We start from the raw sequence: 13,983 nt of genomic DNA, 5'->3' as shown, positions 1-13,983 counted from the left end.
ACCCCCCCCCACCCCGGGCACCTTAACAACCTTGTTTCATGCGGGGCAATCGCGCCGGGAGCCGGGCCCGGTCCCATCACCGGCAAGGTGCCCACGGTTTTCCCCCCCCCCAAACCGGGCACGGGTTTTGCCGCGGAGATCATGCCCAGACAGTCTAGGTCAGGCCGGCCCGGCGAAAGGCTTCGAGGTAGTGCTCGCGGTCGGCGGCGAGCTTGATCGGCATGAACTCGGCGATCCAGGCGAGCGAGACGTTGGGCTGGGCACGCTGGAGTTCCTTCAGCGCCGCGCGGGCGGTCTCGGTTTGCCCGGCCATCGCCGCGGCCGCGGTCAGCACCCGGTGCCCGCCGACGAAGTCACTGCGCTGGCGCAGGGCCTCCTGCGCGAGCCGGATCGCTTCCGCATAGTCCCTGCCGAGGAAGCGGGCAAAGGCGGCGATGCCGAAATAGACGGGTGCATAGGGGTCGCGCGGGCTGAGGCGGATCGCCCGCCGCGCGGCGTCGTCGGCATCCCGCCAGCGGCCGCAATAGCTGAGCGTCAGGCCATAATAGCCCTGCGCCAGCGCAAAGTTCGGATTGAGCCGTAGCGCGGTCTCGAATTCGGCAAGCGAATCCTCGAACCGGCGTGCGAACAGATCGACATGGCCGAGCGCATTATGCGCCCAGGCATCCTGGTCGTCGGCGCGGATCGCGGCCCGCGCCGCGCGCTCGGCCACCGGCAGCGCGGCGGCCATCTCCATCCAGCCCATATGCGCCGTGAACATGTAGCTGGTGCCGAGCAGCCCGAGTGCCTTGCCGTAGTTCGGGTCGAGCGCGATGGCCTTTTCGAGCAGGGCTCGCGCCGCGACGTGGTCCTGCCGCGTTACGCGCCAGTAATGGGAGAGGGCGCGCATCAGAAGGTCCCAGGCGTCCAGGCTGTCGGGCGGCTTGCGCTCGGCGCGAAAATTCTCCGCGGCATAGAGCTGCGGCTCGATCGCGGCGACGATGCGTTCGGTGATCTCGTCCTGTACGGCGAAGACGTCGGCGAGCTCGCGGTCGTAGCGTTCGGCCCAGAGATGGCTGCCGGTGGCGACATCGTTGAGCTGCGCGGTGATGCGGACGCGATCGCCCTCCTTGCGGACGCTGCCCTCGACGACATAGCGCACGCCGAGCTCCTCGGCGACCTGCCGCAGGTGAACCGTGCGGCCCTTGTAGATGAAGGAGGAGTTGCGCGCGATCACGAAGAACCAGCGCAGCTTCGACAGCGCGGTGATGATGTCCTCGCTGATGCCGTCGGAGAAATAATCCTGCTCGGCCTCGCCGCTCATGTTGGTGAAGGGCAGGACGGCAATTGCGGGACGATCGGGCAGCGGCAATTCCGTCGGTGTTGGGTCGGGCGGCTTGCCCGGCGCCGACGATGAGGCTGCGGCGGAGCGTTCGGTCACTGCGCCGACGAACCGCACGCCCTTGCGCGCGACTGTGCGGATCAGCCGCTGATCTTCTCCATTGTCATTGACCGCGCGCCGCGCCGCGTTGATCCGACTGGTCAGCGTCGATTCCGAGACGACGCGGCCATTCCAGATCGCGTCGAGCATGTTGTCCCGCGTCACCACGCGCTCGCGGTTGCGGACCAGATAAAGCAGGAGATCGAACACCTGGGGCTCGAGCCCGACGAGCGTCTCTGCCCACCGCAATTCGCGGCGTGCGGGGTCGAGCACGAAATCCTCGAAATGAAATGTCACGCCGCCCTCGGCTCCAGCGGGAAATCAAGGTGTTCTCAGCGTAAAATAACGCCACTCTCAAGGCCAGCGAGCCGCATGCGCCCTATCGTCCCGGCGTCTTCAACCGCAGGAGAATTGCCATGTCGACGTCCGCCGCGCTCAAGCCGGCCCTCGCCCAACCAGATCTCGCCGCCGTCAAGCAGCGCCAGCACAGCGCCTGGTCGTCCGGCGACTATGCCATTGTCGGCACCACCTTGCAGATCGTCGGCGAGCAGCTCTGCGAGGCGCTCGACTTGCGTGCCGGCAGCAAGGTGCTTGATGTCGCCGCCGGCAACGGCAATGCGACGCTGGCCGCCGCGCGGCGCTGGTGCGACGTCACATCGACCGACTATGTTCCAGCGTTGCTCAAGCGGGGACGCGAACGGGCCGCGGCGGAGCATTTGATGGTCGAATTCCGTGAAGCGGATGCCGAAGCGCTGCCGTTTGCGGATGCCAGCTACGACGTCGTGCTCTCGACCTTCGGTGTCATGTTCACGCCGGATCAGGACAAGGCGGCGTCCGAGCTCGCGCGGGTCTGCAAGTCCGGCGGCGAGATCGGCCTCGCCAACTGGACGCCCCAGGGCTTCATCGGTCAGCTCTTCAAGACCATCGGCAGGCATTTGCCGCCGCCGGCGGGCGTGAAGTCGCCGGCCTTGTGGGGCACGCCGGCACGGCTTGAGGAGATGTTCGGCAGCCAAGCCTCCGAGATCGCCGCCGAGCCGCGCATGTTCGCCTTCCGCTATCGCTCTCCGGAGCACTGGCTCGAGGTTTTCAAATCCTATTACGGGCCGATGCTGAAAGCGTTCGTGGCGCTGGAGGAGACCGGCCAGGCCGCGCTGCGGCGCGATCTCATGGCGCTGCTCGGCGAATTCAACCGTGCCGACGACGGTACGGTGGTGGTGCATAGCGAGTATCTGGAGGTCGTGATCAGCAAGCGCTGAATTGCCGTCGTGATCCGGTCAGGCCGAGCCCCGGCCTGACCGCCGGCAATCAGGATGGCGCGGCGGCGCCGACCGTGTCGGCCGAGACGGCCTCGCGGGTGCCGAGCGGCTTGGGCGGTCCGGTGGTCGTATCCCGAAGGGTCTGCCGCTCGATCTCCGAGTTCAGCTCGGCCCCGAACATGATGACGATCGCCGACATCCACATCCACATCATCAAGCCGATCGCCGCGCCGAGCGAGCCGTAGGTCGCGTTGTAATTGGCGAATTCCGAGAGATACCAGGACAGGAGCGCCGAGCCGGCGATCCAGAGGATGGCGGCCGTCACCGCGCCGAGGCTCAGCCATTGCCAGCGCGGCGCGTCGCGGCTCGGTGCGAAGCGGTAGAGGACGGCAAGCGCCGCCAGCAGGATGACGAACAGCACCGGCCATCGCGCGAGAGCGACGATCAGCCTGCTTTCCGGCGCGATGCCGAGATGGTTGAGCGCGAGCGGGAAGGCGACCACGGTGCCCACCATCAGCAGCAGCGCCGCGATGCTGCCGACGGTGAAAGCCAACGACACCGTGTTCAGCCGGACGAAGCTGCGCTTTTCGCGCTCCTCATAGGCGACGTTGAGGGCATCGAAGATGGCTTTGACGCCCGCATTGGCGCTCCAGATCGCGAGCAAGAGGCCAAACAGGAAGGTGACGCCCAGGGCGGTATTGCCGTTGGACACCACGCGCGCGACCTGGTCCTCGACGATCTGGAACGCGCCCTCGGGCAGCAGCATCGCGAGCGAATGCAGGTTGGAACTGATCGTCGAGGGATCCGCGAACAGGCCGTAGGATGAGACCAGCGCGGTCACGGCGGGAAAGATCGCGAGCAGCCCGAAGAAGACGACGCCGCCCGCAGTCGCGAGCAGGCGATCGTCGTCGATGCGCTGATAGGTGCGCCAGAAGATGTCTTTCCAGCCCGCCCACGGGATCGCGAAAGGGCTTTTCGCGTGCCGGCCGTGGCCAAGCTGCATCGCCGCGCCGGCCGGGCTCGTTTCCGGCGAGTTTGCTTCATTATTGCGATGGTCTTGCGGAGGCCCCGGCCGGATGGGGCCGGACTCCTGAAAGTAGCGTTCCGCGGACAGCACGAAGACGGCCGTGGCGGCGACCAGCAACCAACTGTCGAGGTGCTCGGTGCGCCGCGCGCGCATTTCAAGCGTCCAATCTGTGGCCGTGTCGCCGCCGCCGTGCGGCCGTGAAGCCCAGCAGCCCGACGGCTGCGAGCATCAGACCTAGCTGCACGGGCCGGTTGGTCCGAGCCGACACGGCGTTGCCGCCACGGCCACGTTCGCCCGGTGCGGGCGACACCAGCGGAATCGTCGTTGCGACCTCTTTCACCGCCTGCTTGACCGTTCCGCGCGGGATCCGCGGGGTGGCGATCGCAACGCGCATACGGCTGGCAAGCGGCACGATCGGCTTGTCCCGACGCTTCATTTGGGCCTGAGCCAGGCCGGCGCAGGATACGGCCAGCACCAGGAGCACGGCCGCGACGGCACCGAAGCCCCAGAATTGTCCGTGGGTGATTGCGACCCAACGATAAAGGGCGATCAGGCCGACAAAGAGGGTGGCGATCAGGAACAGCCCGGCCATTGCGAACAGTCCTGCCGCGACCGCATAGGACGTCGCGCGGCCCGTGGCCTGATTGGTGCGGTCGCGCAAGTACGATCGCGCGGCGCGCTTGAGGTGATTGATCTTGAGCGCCATGCCGGCGCGCAGCAGTTCGCCCGATGGCGCGAGCATGCGGACATCCTCCGAGAACGAAAAAATCGTCGGGGGATGAACGTGGCGGAATTTGACTTGTTCCGCGCGGAGCGCGGGTGCCGGGACGGATCAGCCGAGATCGGCGGCCGCGATCCAGAACACCTCGCCCTCGGATTCCTCGGTGTCGAGCCAGAGCAGCGGCAGTTCCGGAAAGGCCTCGTCGACCAGTTCGCGGCCGCGGCCGATCTCGCAGATCAAGCCGCCATCCGGCGTCAGGTGATCGGGCGCATCGCGCAAGATCCGGCGCACCACGTCGAGACCGTCGGCGCCGCCGTCAAAGGCGAGCTTCGGCTCGGCGCGGCACTCCGGCGGCAGCGCCGCCATGCCTTCGGCATCGACGTAGGGCGGGTTGGTGATGATCAGGTCGTATCTGTTGTCGCCGAGCGGGGCGAACAGGTCGCCGCGATGCAGGCTGATCCGGTCATCGAGCCCGAATTCGCCGACATTTCGTGTGGCGACTTCGAGCGCGCCCTTGGAGATGTCGACGGCATCAACGGTGGCATTCGGGAAATGATGCGCGGCAAGGATGGCGAGACATCCCGAGCCCGTGCAGAGATCGAGCACACGTTCGACGGCCGTGGGGTCGTCGATCAGCGAGCCCGCCTCGCCGTCGCCGCCGAAATGCGACTCCAGCAGCTCGCCGATGAAGGAGCGCGGAACGATGACGCGCTCGTCGACATAGAAGGGCAGGCCGCGCATGTAGATCTTGTTGACGAGATAGGCGGTCGGTTTGCGCGTGGTGACGCGCTGATGGATGAGGTCGACGATGGTCTTGCCTTCCGCCGACGTGACGCAGGCATGGGCAAAGATCTCGAACTGGTCGGGATGCAGATGCAGGGCTTCGCAGACCAGGAAGGCTGCTTCCGCGACCGGATCGGTCGTGCCATGGGCAAAGGCGAGCTTCGCCTCGGTGAAGCGGCTCACGGCGTAGCGCACGAAATCGATCAGCGTGAGCAACTCGCCGCGGCCGACCTTCGCGAGCTTTGGCGCGGCGCGGCCGCGCGTGGTCTTCTTGGATGCTTGTGCCATCAGGATCGGGTCCAGCGTGCGGCGGCCTCGTCGTCACGGGCGTGGGCTTCGACCCAGCCGGTACCGGTGGCGCTCTCTTCCTTCTTCCAGAACGGGGCGCTGGTCTTGAGATAATCCATCAGGAACTCGGCCGCCTGGAACGCCGCCTGGCGGTGCTGCGACGCCGTGAGCACCAGCACGATATTCTGCCCGGGCATGAACCGCCCGACGCGATGAATGATGGTGACGCCGTTCAGCGGCCAGCGCGATGTAGCTTCGTCGGCATGGCGCTTGATCTCTTCTTCCGCCATGCCGGGATAATGTTCGAGCGTGAGGGCGGCGATCTTCGCGCTGTTCTCGTCGCCGCGGCAGATGCCGGAAAAGCTTACGACCGCGCCGATGTCGGTGCGGCTCCCGGTCAGGATCGCGATCTCGCGCGCGATGTCGAAATCGTCCTGCTGGATGCGGATGGTGACGGGGCAGGGGCCGGCGGGGGAGGTCATGGCCTAGCCGCCGGTCATCGGCGGGAAAAACGCGATCTCGCGGGCGCCCGCGATCGCGGCGTCCGATTTGACATGGGCATGATCGATCGCGGTGCGGATCACCTTCGGCTTCTCGAAGGCGTAGGCATAGGCCTCGCTCCGGCCGGACAGCCAGGCGATCAGCTCCTCGACGGTGCGCACGGTCGCCGGCGGCTCGATGGTCTCCTCGGCCTTGCCGACGCGCTCGCGCACCCAGGCGAAGTACTTCACCTTCATGCCTCATCCTCCTTGATGAGGTGATGGATGCCGGCGCGGAAATAGTCGTAGCCCGTGTATATGGTGAGGATCGCCGAGGCCCAGAGCAGCGCCAGCCCGATCATCGAGACCACGGGCACCACCTCATCGCCGGCCGGGCCAGCGAGCAGGAAGCCGATGGCGATGAGCTGAACGGTCGTCTTCCACTTCGCAAGCTTTGTCACGGGAACGCTCACCCGCAACGCCGCGAGATATTCGCGCAGGCCCGAGACCAGGATCTCGCGGCACAGGATCACGATGGCGGCCCATAGCGACCAGCCATGGATGATGCCGTCGGCGGCGAGCATCAGCAGGCAGGAGGCCACCAGCAGCTTGTCGGCGATCGGATCGAGCATCCGGCCGAACGCCGATTGCTGATTCCAGATCCGCGCGTAATAGCCGTCGAGGTAATCGGTCACTGCCGCCGCGATAAAGATGGCGACCGCGACCCACCGCAGCCACAGCGGCTGATCCAGAATCGACTGTGCATAGATGCACCCGACCACGACCGGGATCGCGGCGATCCGGCCATAGGTCAGGATGTTCGGGAGGGACATCGCGCGGCTGGTCGTCCCTCGTGTCGTGGCGATGTTCATCCGTCCTACCAATACCGCTCGTGCCTGAAGGTCAACCGTCCCGCTCCCCAAATGAGGTGCAGCATGCGACGACCATATGACCGCGGCCCCCTTAGTTCACCCCGGCTGGGGATGGAAATAGTCGAAAATCCTGCGGGCGCTCTCGGCGCTCACCCCCGGAACCTTGCCGAGATCGGCGATCGAGGCCCGCTCGATCTCCTTCAGGGTTCCGAAATGGTGCAGCAAGGCACGTTTGCGTGACGGGCCGATGCCCGGAATCTCCTGCAAACCGGCCTCGCGGATGTCCTTCTTGCGCAGCTTGCGGTGCGAGCCGATGACGAAGCGGTGGGCCTCGTCGCGCAGGCGCTGGATGAAATAAAGCACGGGATCGCGCGGCTCCAGCTTGATCGCCTCGCGCTCCGGCATGAACAGGGTTTCGCGGCCGGCATCCCGGTCCGGTCCCTTGGCGACCGACATCAGCGACACCTGGGTCAGGCCGAGATTCGTAAAGATCTCCCGGACGGCGTTGAGCTGGCCGCGACCGCCGTCGATGATCACGAGGTCGGGCCATTGCGGGAAGTCGTCGTCCTTGGCCTTGCCGGCGGCGTCCTCGGGCGGATTGATCAGGCGCTTGAAGCGGCGCTCCAGCACCTCTTTCATCATGCCATAATCGTCGCCCGGCGTGAGCCCTTCCGACTTGATGTTGAACTTGCGGTACTGGTTCTTCACGAAACCATCGGGCCCGGCGACGATCATGGCGCCGACCGCATTGGTGCCCTGGATGTGGCTGTTGTCGTAGACCTCGATGCGCTTGGGCGAATGCGGCAGGCTCAGCGTCGTGGCCATGGCGTCGAGCAGGCGGCTCTGTGTCGCGGTGTCCGCGAGCTTGCGGCCCAACGCCTCGCGCGCATTGGTCAGCGCGTGGGCGACCAGCTCCTTCTTCTCGCCGCGCTTGGGCGCCGTGACCTCGATCTTGTGGCCGGCCTTGATCGACAGCGCATTGGCGAGCAGCTCGCTTTCCTCGATCTCGTGCGAGAGCAGGATGTTCTTCGGCGGCGGCTTGTCGTCGTAGAACTGGGCGAGGAAGGACCCCAGCACTTCCTCCGGCGTATAGGTCTTCTCTGCGCGCGGGAAATAGGCGCGGTTGCCCCAGTTCTGTCCGGTGCGGAAGAAGAACACTTCGACGCAGGAGAAGCCGCCCTCCTGGTGGATGGCGAACACGTCGGCTTCTTCCACCGTGCGCGGATTGATGCCCTGCTGCGACTGGATCGCCGACAGCGCGGCGAGGCGGTCGCGGTAGAGTGCCGCGGTCTCGAATTCGAGCTCGCCGGAGGCCTTCTCCATCTCGCCGGCAAGCTCCTGCTTCACCGCTTGGCTCTTGCCGGAGAGGAAGTCTGTCGCCTCGCGCACCAGCGTCGTATAGCCGGGGAAATCGATCTCGCGGGTACAGGGGCCGGCGCAGCGACGGATCTGGTAGAGCAGGCAGGGCCGCGAGCGGCTCTCGAAGAAGGAATCGGTGCAGGAGCGGATCAGGAACGCGCGCTGCAAGGCGGTGATGGTGCGGTTGACCGCACCGGCGGAAGCGAACGGGCCGAAATAGCGGCCGGGCCGCGACTGCGCACCACGATGCTTGAGGATCTGCGGCGCCCAATGGTCGCCGGTGATCAGGATGTAGGGAAACGACTTGTCGTCGCGCAGCTGCACGTTGAAGCGCGGCCGGAGCTGCTTGATGAGATTGGCTTCCAGCAGCAGCGCTTCGGTCTCGGTGTTGGTCGAGACGATCTCCACGGTCACCGTGGCTGCGATCATGCGCAGGATGCGCGCCGGTTGCGGCGCGCTCTGGCGCGCATAGTTCGACAGGCGCTTTTTGACGTTCTTGGCCTTGCCGACATAGAGCACGTCGGCATTGGCGCTGAGCATGCGATAGACGCCCGGCGAGGTGGGCGCGAGGCGGACCGCGCGCTCGATCGCTTCATGGCCGGTCGCCAGCGGCTCTTCGCCGACCGCGCCGCTCTCCTCCAGGATGTCAGGCAGCAGCGCGTCGTCCTCGTCCTCGCCAGCGGTGGTGGCGGGATCGAGGTCCGGCGGCGCCAGGCTCTCCGGCGGGGCGTCGGCCGTCGTGCCGCGCGGAGATTTGCGCGCGCGTGCGTCGTCCGGATTGTCGGTGGAATCGTGAGCCATGATGCGAATTTAAGCGCTGGGGGTGCCGATTTGAAGTTCCAGCCTTGCGGCACACACAGGATGGCGGCGCGGTTCCGGGTAACACTTGCTTAAGCCTGTTAAGAGCGTGGTAACCCGGCTTAACAGGCCTTTAACTTAAAACTCTCGATAAATCTTACGCGAAAAAGAGGAGGTTCCGTAACCATGCGATTTTGCCTTGCGCGGCGGCGCAGGCATCGCGGGGGGCGGCCGTTGCGTTGGAGAGTACCGATGAGGGGGTTCGTTGTAGGCGCAGCCGTGTTGGTTGCAGCCGGCTGGACAGCTTCGGCAGAGGCCGCCGATCTCAATTACGGGCAGGGTGCGCCCTACACCGTCAATCAGCCGCTCAATGCCTATAGTTGGGCCGGTCCGTATCTCGGTGCCAATCTCGGCTATGAGTGGGGCTCGGTGAGTAACTCGCCCGTCAAGCCCTCCGGTTTCGTCGGCGGTGTACAGGCCGGCTACAATTTCCAGAACGGTCCATGGGTGTTCGGCGTCGAGGGCGATATCCAGGCCGCGGGCGCTGATGACACCTTCGCGCCGTGGAAGTTCTCCAACCCCTGGTTCGGCACGCTGCGCGGCCGTGCGGGCTATGCCTTCAGCAACGTGCTGTTCTACGGCACCGCCGGCCTCGCCTTCGGCGAACTGCGCGCGCAGACATTCGGCTGGACGGAGTCGCACACCACCGCAGGCTGGACCATCGGTGCCGGCGCGGAAGTCGGCTTCGCGCCGAACTGGAGCGCCAAGCTCGAATATCTCTACATCGATCTGTCGACGAGCCAGTTCGCAATTACCGGCGTGTCAAACGGCTATAGCGCCAGCGTTGTGCGCGCAGGCGTGAACTATCACTTCTGATAGTTGAAGAAGAAAATACCGGACAACAGCCTCCCGGCCGCTCGCGGCCGGGATTTTTTTCGCCAGGTGTTCGCTCGAAAACGCTCTAGGAGACGATGACCAAATTGACTGCCTTTGGTCCCTTCCCCTTCTTGTCCGGCTCGACTTCAAAAGTAATGCGCTGTCCTTCGGCGAGATCTTTCAGTCCCGCCCGCTCCACAGCAGTAATGTGCACGAAGACGTCGCGCCCGCCGTCGTCGGGCTTGATGAAACCGTAGCCGCGCTCGCCGTTAAAAAACTTGACCGTTCCCGTCATGGCCATCGGGAAACTCCCCCTCATTGCTCCTCCGTCGCGACGCAGACTCACGTCACGACATGACCGGGCCTTACGAAGCCCGGGAGCTGGCCATCCTTGGGCGGACCTTTCTTTCGGTCCGATCGGATCTTTCTTAGGCCTTCACTCCGCCGCAACCATTCGCGGAAGCGGAACGTAAAGCCAGTCACGGAAACAGCATAATACGGTTCTCTGCAGATTGACTACCGCTCCTGCATCTTTTTCCCAAGAATGCCGGGGTGTTACGGTCTCGGCACCTCTAATCGGAATCTGGCAGCTCCGCCCTGTCCGAGCGGTATCTCCAGCTCGGGCAGGATCGTCTTGAGCTCGCCATGCAGCGTGTACGGCGGATTGACGATCAACAATCCGGCGGAGGTGAGGGCGGCGCCATCAAGCTGCGGCGCGACACTGAATTCGAGACGCAGACATTTTCCTGGCGGTTTTGCTGCGGCTGCGAGCCGCGCCACTGATTGCACCAGCGTGTCGGTGGCGCGCCGGCTCTTGGCCGGATACCAGATTACATAGATACCGGTCGGCCATTTGGTGAAAGCCGCCGCGAAGGCGTCGCCGAGCTTTTCGAACTCGTCTTTCGCCTCGAACGGCGGGTCGATCAGCACGAGCCCGCGCCGTTCCTTCGGTGGCACGAAGGCCGGCAGCGCGACCCAGCCGTCGAGATCGACCACGCGCGCCTGTTCGTCGCGGCGCAGCACACCGATCAGCGCCTTGCGCGCCTTCGGCTCGAGCTCGCAGGCAACGAGGCGGTCCTGCGGCCGCAGCAGGCCGCGCGTGATCAGCGGCGAACCCGGATAGGCCTTGAGCTCGCCCTTCGGATTGTAGGCGCGAACGATGTCGAGATAGGGCTTGGCCAGCGCCACGGCGTCGTTCGACAGGCGCGCCTGCATCAGCCGCGCGATGCCGGTCAGCCATTCGCCGCTACGGCGCGCCTCGTCGCTTTCGAGATCGTAGAGGCCAGCGCCGGCATGGGTGTCGATGACACGGAATGCCCCCGGCTTGTCCTGGAGGTAAGTAATGATGCGCGCGAGCACGATGTGCTTGATGACATCGGCGAAGTTTCCGGCGTGGAAGGCGTGACGGTAGTTCATGAGACAGGACTACGCTACGTCACGGCTTGAGCAAAGCGGGATGCGCGCCTGTGCCGGCATGGGCCCCGAATCTGCAGCGCACCGCCGAACCGGCGCTGCGTCCGGGGCACAAACACTTGGACTAGCCACCTCTGATCGGCGGCATCGTCACCTGGTCGCGGCGGCAGGCGCGGCGCTCGATCTCCTCGCAGGCCCGGAATTGCAGGTCCTTGCTGAGGCAGATGCGGACCTCGGAGAGCCGGGTCCGATTGCAGGTGACCGAGATGGCCGCGTTGCTCAGGCCCGCATTGGCCTTGATGAAGGCTTCCTCCACCTCGCCCGGCGCCACGGTCTTGGCCTGCGACAGTTCGAGATATTCCGCCGGGATCTTGATCGCGGCGCGCGCCTTTCGGATCGTCTCGAAATAATTGCGGCTGTCGAGCCCGGAGCAGGTGCCGTGCTTGTCCCACTCGTTGAAGATCAGCCCCGGCGCCGGCATCAAATCGAGCATCGAAGAGACGATGTTGCGGTTCAGGCGTGGCGACGGCCGCTGGCAATATTCAGGGAAGCCATTCTCATATTGCGGCCACAGCCCGTGCACCACGAACGCGTAGGGCCGCCCGCTGCACTGCATCTGCGAGCGACCACCGCCGCCGCCGCCGCGGTTGCGCTCGGACGCCTCCTCGCAGAACGAGGGCGACCATGACAGCGACAGCACATAGAAGTCGAATTCGCCGGGCGCGTTCTGCCGTTTGTCCTGGGCCTTCGCGCCGCCCGGCAGCGCGACCAGCCCGGCGGCCAGAACCAGGGGGAGGGTCAGTGAGATCACGAGACGGGTGAACGAACGCAATCTAAAATGAAACATGGCGACGCCCCTCAACTAGACTGTGCAATCAGCCTAGCAGGCAACAAGAACATTTCAAGAACAAAATTCGGGCCGGCCCGTCAGGCGCCTGATCAGTCCGATTCAGGCCTTTCGATCGAGGCTCAGGGCCTGGCGGCGCGGCAGGACGGATTGTAGGCCCAGTTGCGGTCAAGCCCGACCACGCACCATTCCACACCATTGCCGTAGCCGGAGAAGCCGCCATCCTCGATGATCGAGAAATGCACCTTGCGCACCTTGCCGTCATTGAGCATGGCGTCGCCGGTGCAATAGCGGCGCGGAATGTTGTCGGACTGCCAGGGCCGGAACGCGATCTCGTGAACGGCGGCGAAGCCGGTGATCTTCAACGAGGAATTCCAGAACGAGCTTTCCTTCTCCCAGAACTGGGTGGCGATGGTCGGCAGCGCCCTCTCGCAATCGACGACGGCGCCGTCATAGCGCGGCCCGTTCAGCCAGAAGTTCAGCTCCAGCGGATTGGCGGCCCTGGCCTCACCGAGCGACAGCGCTCCGAACATGAGGCCAAGCAAGGTGGCAAAGCGGAGCGATTTCAGGGGGAGGGCGCGCATGGGCAATCCGGACAGCTGGGTCTTGCGAAGGATGGACGGTGCCGCGAAGGCCGGGGCAGGTCAAGTGCAGCGCGGCAACACTTGGCCAAGAGTTGACCCCAACCTCGCAGCCGGCGGGGCATCAGTTCTTTTCATGGACCTCCCGGCACCGTAAACTGGCGCCAACCAATTGGAGTGACGGGAATGCGAATCATTGCGGCCGCGGGCTTTCTTGCCCTGGGTATGATGGCCAGCCAGTCGGCACGCGCCGATCTCCTTCCGGTGCCTCCGTTCAAGGGCAACGACACCGGCGGCATCATCGCTTATTCGCTGGCGACCCAGGCGGATGCGCGGCAGGTCGCGGTCGATCACTGCGCGCGCTACGGCAAGGTCGTGAAATTCCTCGCGGTGCAGGCCTTTGAGGGCGGCTACATCTCGTTCTCCTGCCGTTGGGTGCCCTATGGCGCTGCCCAACAGCCGATCCGCACGCTGTACTGAGGCGCTTTCGGAACGTCGGGAGCTTCCACATGACGCGCAAGCTCGCTTTGCTCGGCTCGGCCCTTTGTCTTGTGGTGTCGGCAGGCAGCGCCAGCGCCGACGATCTGCCGGTGCGCAAGGCCGGTCTCTGGGAAATGAAGATGGTCAGGACCGGCACGCCCATGCCCGAGATGACCATGCAGCACTGCACCGACGAGACCGTCGACAAGGAGATGAACAACAACGTCTCCCCGATGGCCAAGCAGATCTGCGCCAAGCAGGACATCAAGAAGACCGCGACCGGCTATGTCAGCGATTCCGAGTGCAACGTCGCCGGCATCAGCACGACCTCGCATGCCGAGATCACCGGCGATTTCAACTCGGCCTATACGGTGAAGACCTCGTCGCACGCGCAAGGCGGCGCCGCCGGCGCAGCAGGCCGCGACACCACGATGCAGCTCGAAGCCAAGTGGCTGGGGGCCTGCAAGCCCGACCAGAAGCCCGGTGACATCGTGATGCCCGGCGGCTTCAAGATGAACGTGCGCGACATGGACAAGCTGAAGGCGCTGTTGCCGAAGTAGGTTTGTCTTCCCTCTCCCCTTGTGGGAGAGGGTGGCTCGCCGCGTAGCGGCGAGACGGGTGAGGGGTCTCCGCGCGTGACTCTCTTACTTCTGAATTCGCGGAAACAACCCCTCATCCGGCGCTTCGCGCCACCTTCTCCCACAAGGGGCCTGTTGCGTAATTCGTCAATTGTGATTCCCTAGGGCAAAGCCTTGGAGGGTAGCGATGGCGGTCAAGCGGACG

The 13,983-nt window shown here is 65.1% G+C and carries 16 protein-coding genes; 4 read left to right on the top strand and 12 right to left on the bottom strand.

Annotated features, from left to right (window positions below; genetic code table 11):
- Positions 1-154: 154 nt before the first annotated feature.
- Positions 155-1,717, bottom strand: a complete 1,563-nt coding sequence (locus tag AC0L3X_RS19565; protein ID WP_063985584.1) for a winged helix-turn-helix domain-containing protein — start codon at positions 1,715-1,717, stop codon at positions 155-157.
- Positions 1,718-1,836: 119 nt separating this feature from the next.
- On the opposite strand from AC0L3X_RS19565, the gene AC0L3X_RS19560 reads away from it, so the two are divergent.
- A complete protein-coding gene (locus AC0L3X_RS19560) occupies positions 1,837-2,676 on the top strand; it encodes a class I SAM-dependent methyltransferase (protein ID WP_354132205.1) in 840 nt (279 codons plus the stop codon).
- 49 nt (positions 2,677-2,725) lie between these two features.
- Here AC0L3X_RS19560 and AC0L3X_RS19555 read toward each other — a convergent pair whose 3' ends face one another.
- The 7 genes from AC0L3X_RS19555 to uvrC all read right to left on the bottom strand — a co-directional run bounded on the left by AC0L3X_RS19555 (position 2,726) and on the right by uvrC (position 9,006).
- A complete protein-coding gene (locus AC0L3X_RS19555) occupies positions 2,726-3,856 on the bottom strand; it encodes a YihY/virulence factor BrkB family protein (RefSeq protein WP_231143638.1) in 1,131 nt (376 codons plus the stop codon).
- 1 nt (position 3,857) lies between these two features.
- Positions 3,858-4,445 carry a phage holin family protein gene (locus tag AC0L3X_RS19550; protein WP_063985582.1) on the bottom strand — a complete coding sequence of 196 codons (588 nt, stop codon included), beginning with the start codon at positions 4,443-4,445 and terminating at the stop codon, positions 3,858-3,860.
- A gap of 90 nt (positions 4,446-4,535) precedes the next feature.
- Positions 4,536-5,495, bottom strand: a complete 960-nt coding sequence (gene prmB, locus AC0L3X_RS19545) for a 50S ribosomal protein L3 N(5)-glutamine methyltransferase (RefSeq protein WP_063985581.1) — start codon at positions 5,493-5,495, stop codon at positions 4,536-4,538.
- Positions 5,495-5,977, bottom strand: a complete 483-nt coding sequence (locus AC0L3X_RS19540; protein ID WP_063985580.1) for a molybdenum cofactor biosynthesis protein MoaE — start codon at positions 5,975-5,977, stop codon at positions 5,495-5,497. The genes prmB and AC0L3X_RS19540 overlap by 1 nt, the downstream gene beginning before the upstream one ends.
- Positions 5,978-5,980: 3 nt before the next feature.
- Entirely contained in the window at positions 5,981-6,232 is a 252-nt protein-coding gene (gene moaD / locus AC0L3X_RS19535; protein ID WP_015688556.1) for a molybdopterin converting factor subunit 1, read from the bottom strand.
- Entirely contained in the window at positions 6,229-6,846 is a 618-nt protein-coding gene (pgsA, locus tag AC0L3X_RS19530; RefSeq protein WP_014491974.1) for a CDP-diacylglycerol--glycerol-3-phosphate 3-phosphatidyltransferase, read from the bottom strand. Before pgsA ends, moaD begins: the two co-directional genes overlap by 4 nt.
- 96 nt (positions 6,847-6,942) lie before the next feature.
- Positions 6,943-9,006: an excinuclease ABC subunit UvrC gene (gene uvrC, locus AC0L3X_RS19525; protein ID WP_085403343.1), complete on the bottom strand. Its 2,064-nt coding sequence runs from the start codon at positions 9,004-9,006 to the stop codon at positions 6,943-6,945.
- Between the two features lie 249 nt (positions 9,007-9,255).
- Here uvrC and AC0L3X_RS19520 point away from each other — a divergent pair, with 249 nt between their 5' ends.
- Entirely contained in the window at positions 9,256-9,879 is a 624-nt protein-coding gene (locus AC0L3X_RS19520; RefSeq protein WP_014491976.1) for an outer membrane protein, read from the top strand.
- An 85-nt stretch (positions 9,880-9,964) separates the two neighbouring features.
- Here AC0L3X_RS19520 and AC0L3X_RS19515 read toward each other — a convergent pair whose 3' ends face one another.
- The 4 genes from AC0L3X_RS19515 to AC0L3X_RS19500 all read right to left on the bottom strand — a co-directional run bounded on the left by AC0L3X_RS19515 (position 9,965) and on the right by AC0L3X_RS19500 (position 12,723).
- Positions 9,965-10,180, bottom strand: coding sequence for a cold-shock protein (locus AC0L3X_RS19515; protein ID WP_063986700.1), 216 nt, complete (start codon positions 10,178-10,180; stop codon positions 9,965-9,967).
- Between the two features lie 254 nt (positions 10,181-10,434).
- Positions 10,435-11,295, bottom strand: coding sequence for a 23S rRNA (adenine(2030)-N(6))-methyltransferase RlmJ (locus AC0L3X_RS19510; RefSeq protein WP_063985579.1), 861 nt, complete (start codon positions 11,293-11,295; stop codon positions 10,435-10,437).
- Between the two features lie 121 nt (positions 11,296-11,416).
- Positions 11,417-12,139, bottom strand: a complete 723-nt coding sequence (locus tag AC0L3X_RS19505; RefSeq protein WP_063985578.1) for a ribonuclease T2 family protein — start codon at positions 12,137-12,139, stop codon at positions 11,417-11,419.
- 122 nt (positions 12,140-12,261) lie between these two features.
- Entirely contained in the window at positions 12,262-12,723 is a 462-nt protein-coding gene (locus AC0L3X_RS19500; RefSeq protein WP_063985577.1) for a hypothetical protein, read from the bottom strand.
- 183 nt (positions 12,724-12,906) lie between these two features.
- On the opposite strand from AC0L3X_RS19500, the gene AC0L3X_RS19495 reads away from it, so the two are divergent.
- Positions 12,907-13,200, top strand: coding sequence for a hypothetical protein (locus tag AC0L3X_RS19495; protein WP_063985576.1), 294 nt, complete (start codon positions 12,907-12,909; stop codon positions 13,198-13,200).
- A 29-nt stretch (positions 13,201-13,229) separates the two neighbouring features.
- Positions 13,230-13,760, top strand: coding sequence for a DUF3617 domain-containing protein (locus AC0L3X_RS19490; RefSeq protein ID WP_063985575.1), 531 nt, complete (start codon positions 13,230-13,232; stop codon positions 13,758-13,760).
- Positions 13,761-13,983 lie beyond the last annotated feature (223 nt).

The organism is Bradyrhizobium sp. MI1.7, from assembly GCF_055811795.1.
This window is presented reverse-complemented; position numbering and strand designations above follow the sequence as displayed.

What these genes read in the sequence shown, in the direction of transcription:
- uvrC (WP_085403343.1), bottom strand. Translation starts at nt 9,006, where the DNA reads ATGGCTCACGATTCCACCGACAATCCGGACGACGCACGCGCGCGCAAA.
- AC0L3X_RS19495 (WP_063985576.1), top strand. Translation starts at nt 12,907, where the DNA reads ATGCGAATCATTGCGGCCGCGGGCTTTCTTGCCCTGGGTATGATGGCC.
- AC0L3X_RS19510 (WP_063985579.1), bottom strand. Translation starts at nt 11,295, where the DNA reads ATGAACTACCGTCACGCCTTCCACGCCGGAAACTTCGCCGATGTCATC.
- AC0L3X_RS19490 (WP_063985575.1), top strand. Translation starts at nt 13,230, where the DNA reads ATGACGCGCAAGCTCGCTTTGCTCGGCTCGGCCCTTTGTCTTGTGGTG.
- AC0L3X_RS19540 (WP_063985580.1), bottom strand. Translation starts at nt 5,977, where the DNA reads ATGACCTCCCCCGCCGGCCCCTGCCCCGTCACCATCCGCATCCAGCAG.
- AC0L3X_RS19515 (WP_063986700.1), bottom strand. Translation starts at nt 10,180, where the DNA reads ATGGCCATGACGGGAACGGTCAAGTTTTTTAACGGCGAGCGCGGCTAC.
- prmB (WP_063985581.1), bottom strand. Translation starts at nt 5,495, where the DNA reads ATGGCACAAGCATCCAAGAAGACCACGCGCGGCCGCGCCGCGCCAAAG.
- AC0L3X_RS19505 (WP_063985578.1), bottom strand. Translation starts at nt 12,139, where the DNA reads ATGTTTCATTTTAGATTGCGTTCGTTCACCCGTCTCGTGATCTCACTG.
- AC0L3X_RS19550 (WP_063985582.1), bottom strand. Translation starts at nt 4,445, where the DNA reads ATGCTCGCGCCATCGGGCGAACTGCTGCGCGCCGGCATGGCGCTCAAG.
- AC0L3X_RS19500 (WP_063985577.1), bottom strand. Translation starts at nt 12,723, where the DNA reads ATGCGCGCCCTCCCCCTGAAATCGCTCCGCTTTGCCACCTTGCTTGGC.
- AC0L3X_RS19560 (WP_354132205.1), top strand. Translation starts at nt 1,837, where the DNA reads ATGTCGACGTCCGCCGCGCTCAAGCCGGCCCTCGCCCAACCAGATCTC.
- pgsA (WP_014491974.1), bottom strand. Translation starts at nt 6,846, where the DNA reads ATGAACATCGCCACGACACGAGGGACGACCAGCCGCGCGATGTCCCTC.
- AC0L3X_RS19555 (WP_231143638.1), bottom strand. Translation starts at nt 3,856, where the DNA reads ATGCGCGCGCGGCGCACCGAGCACCTCGACAGTTGGTTGCTGGTCGCC.
- moaD (WP_015688556.1), bottom strand. Translation starts at nt 6,232, where the DNA reads ATGAAGGTGAAGTACTTCGCCTGGGTGCGCGAGCGCGTCGGCAAGGCC.
- AC0L3X_RS19520 (WP_014491976.1), top strand. Translation starts at nt 9,256, where the DNA reads ATGAGGGGGTTCGTTGTAGGCGCAGCCGTGTTGGTTGCAGCCGGCTGG.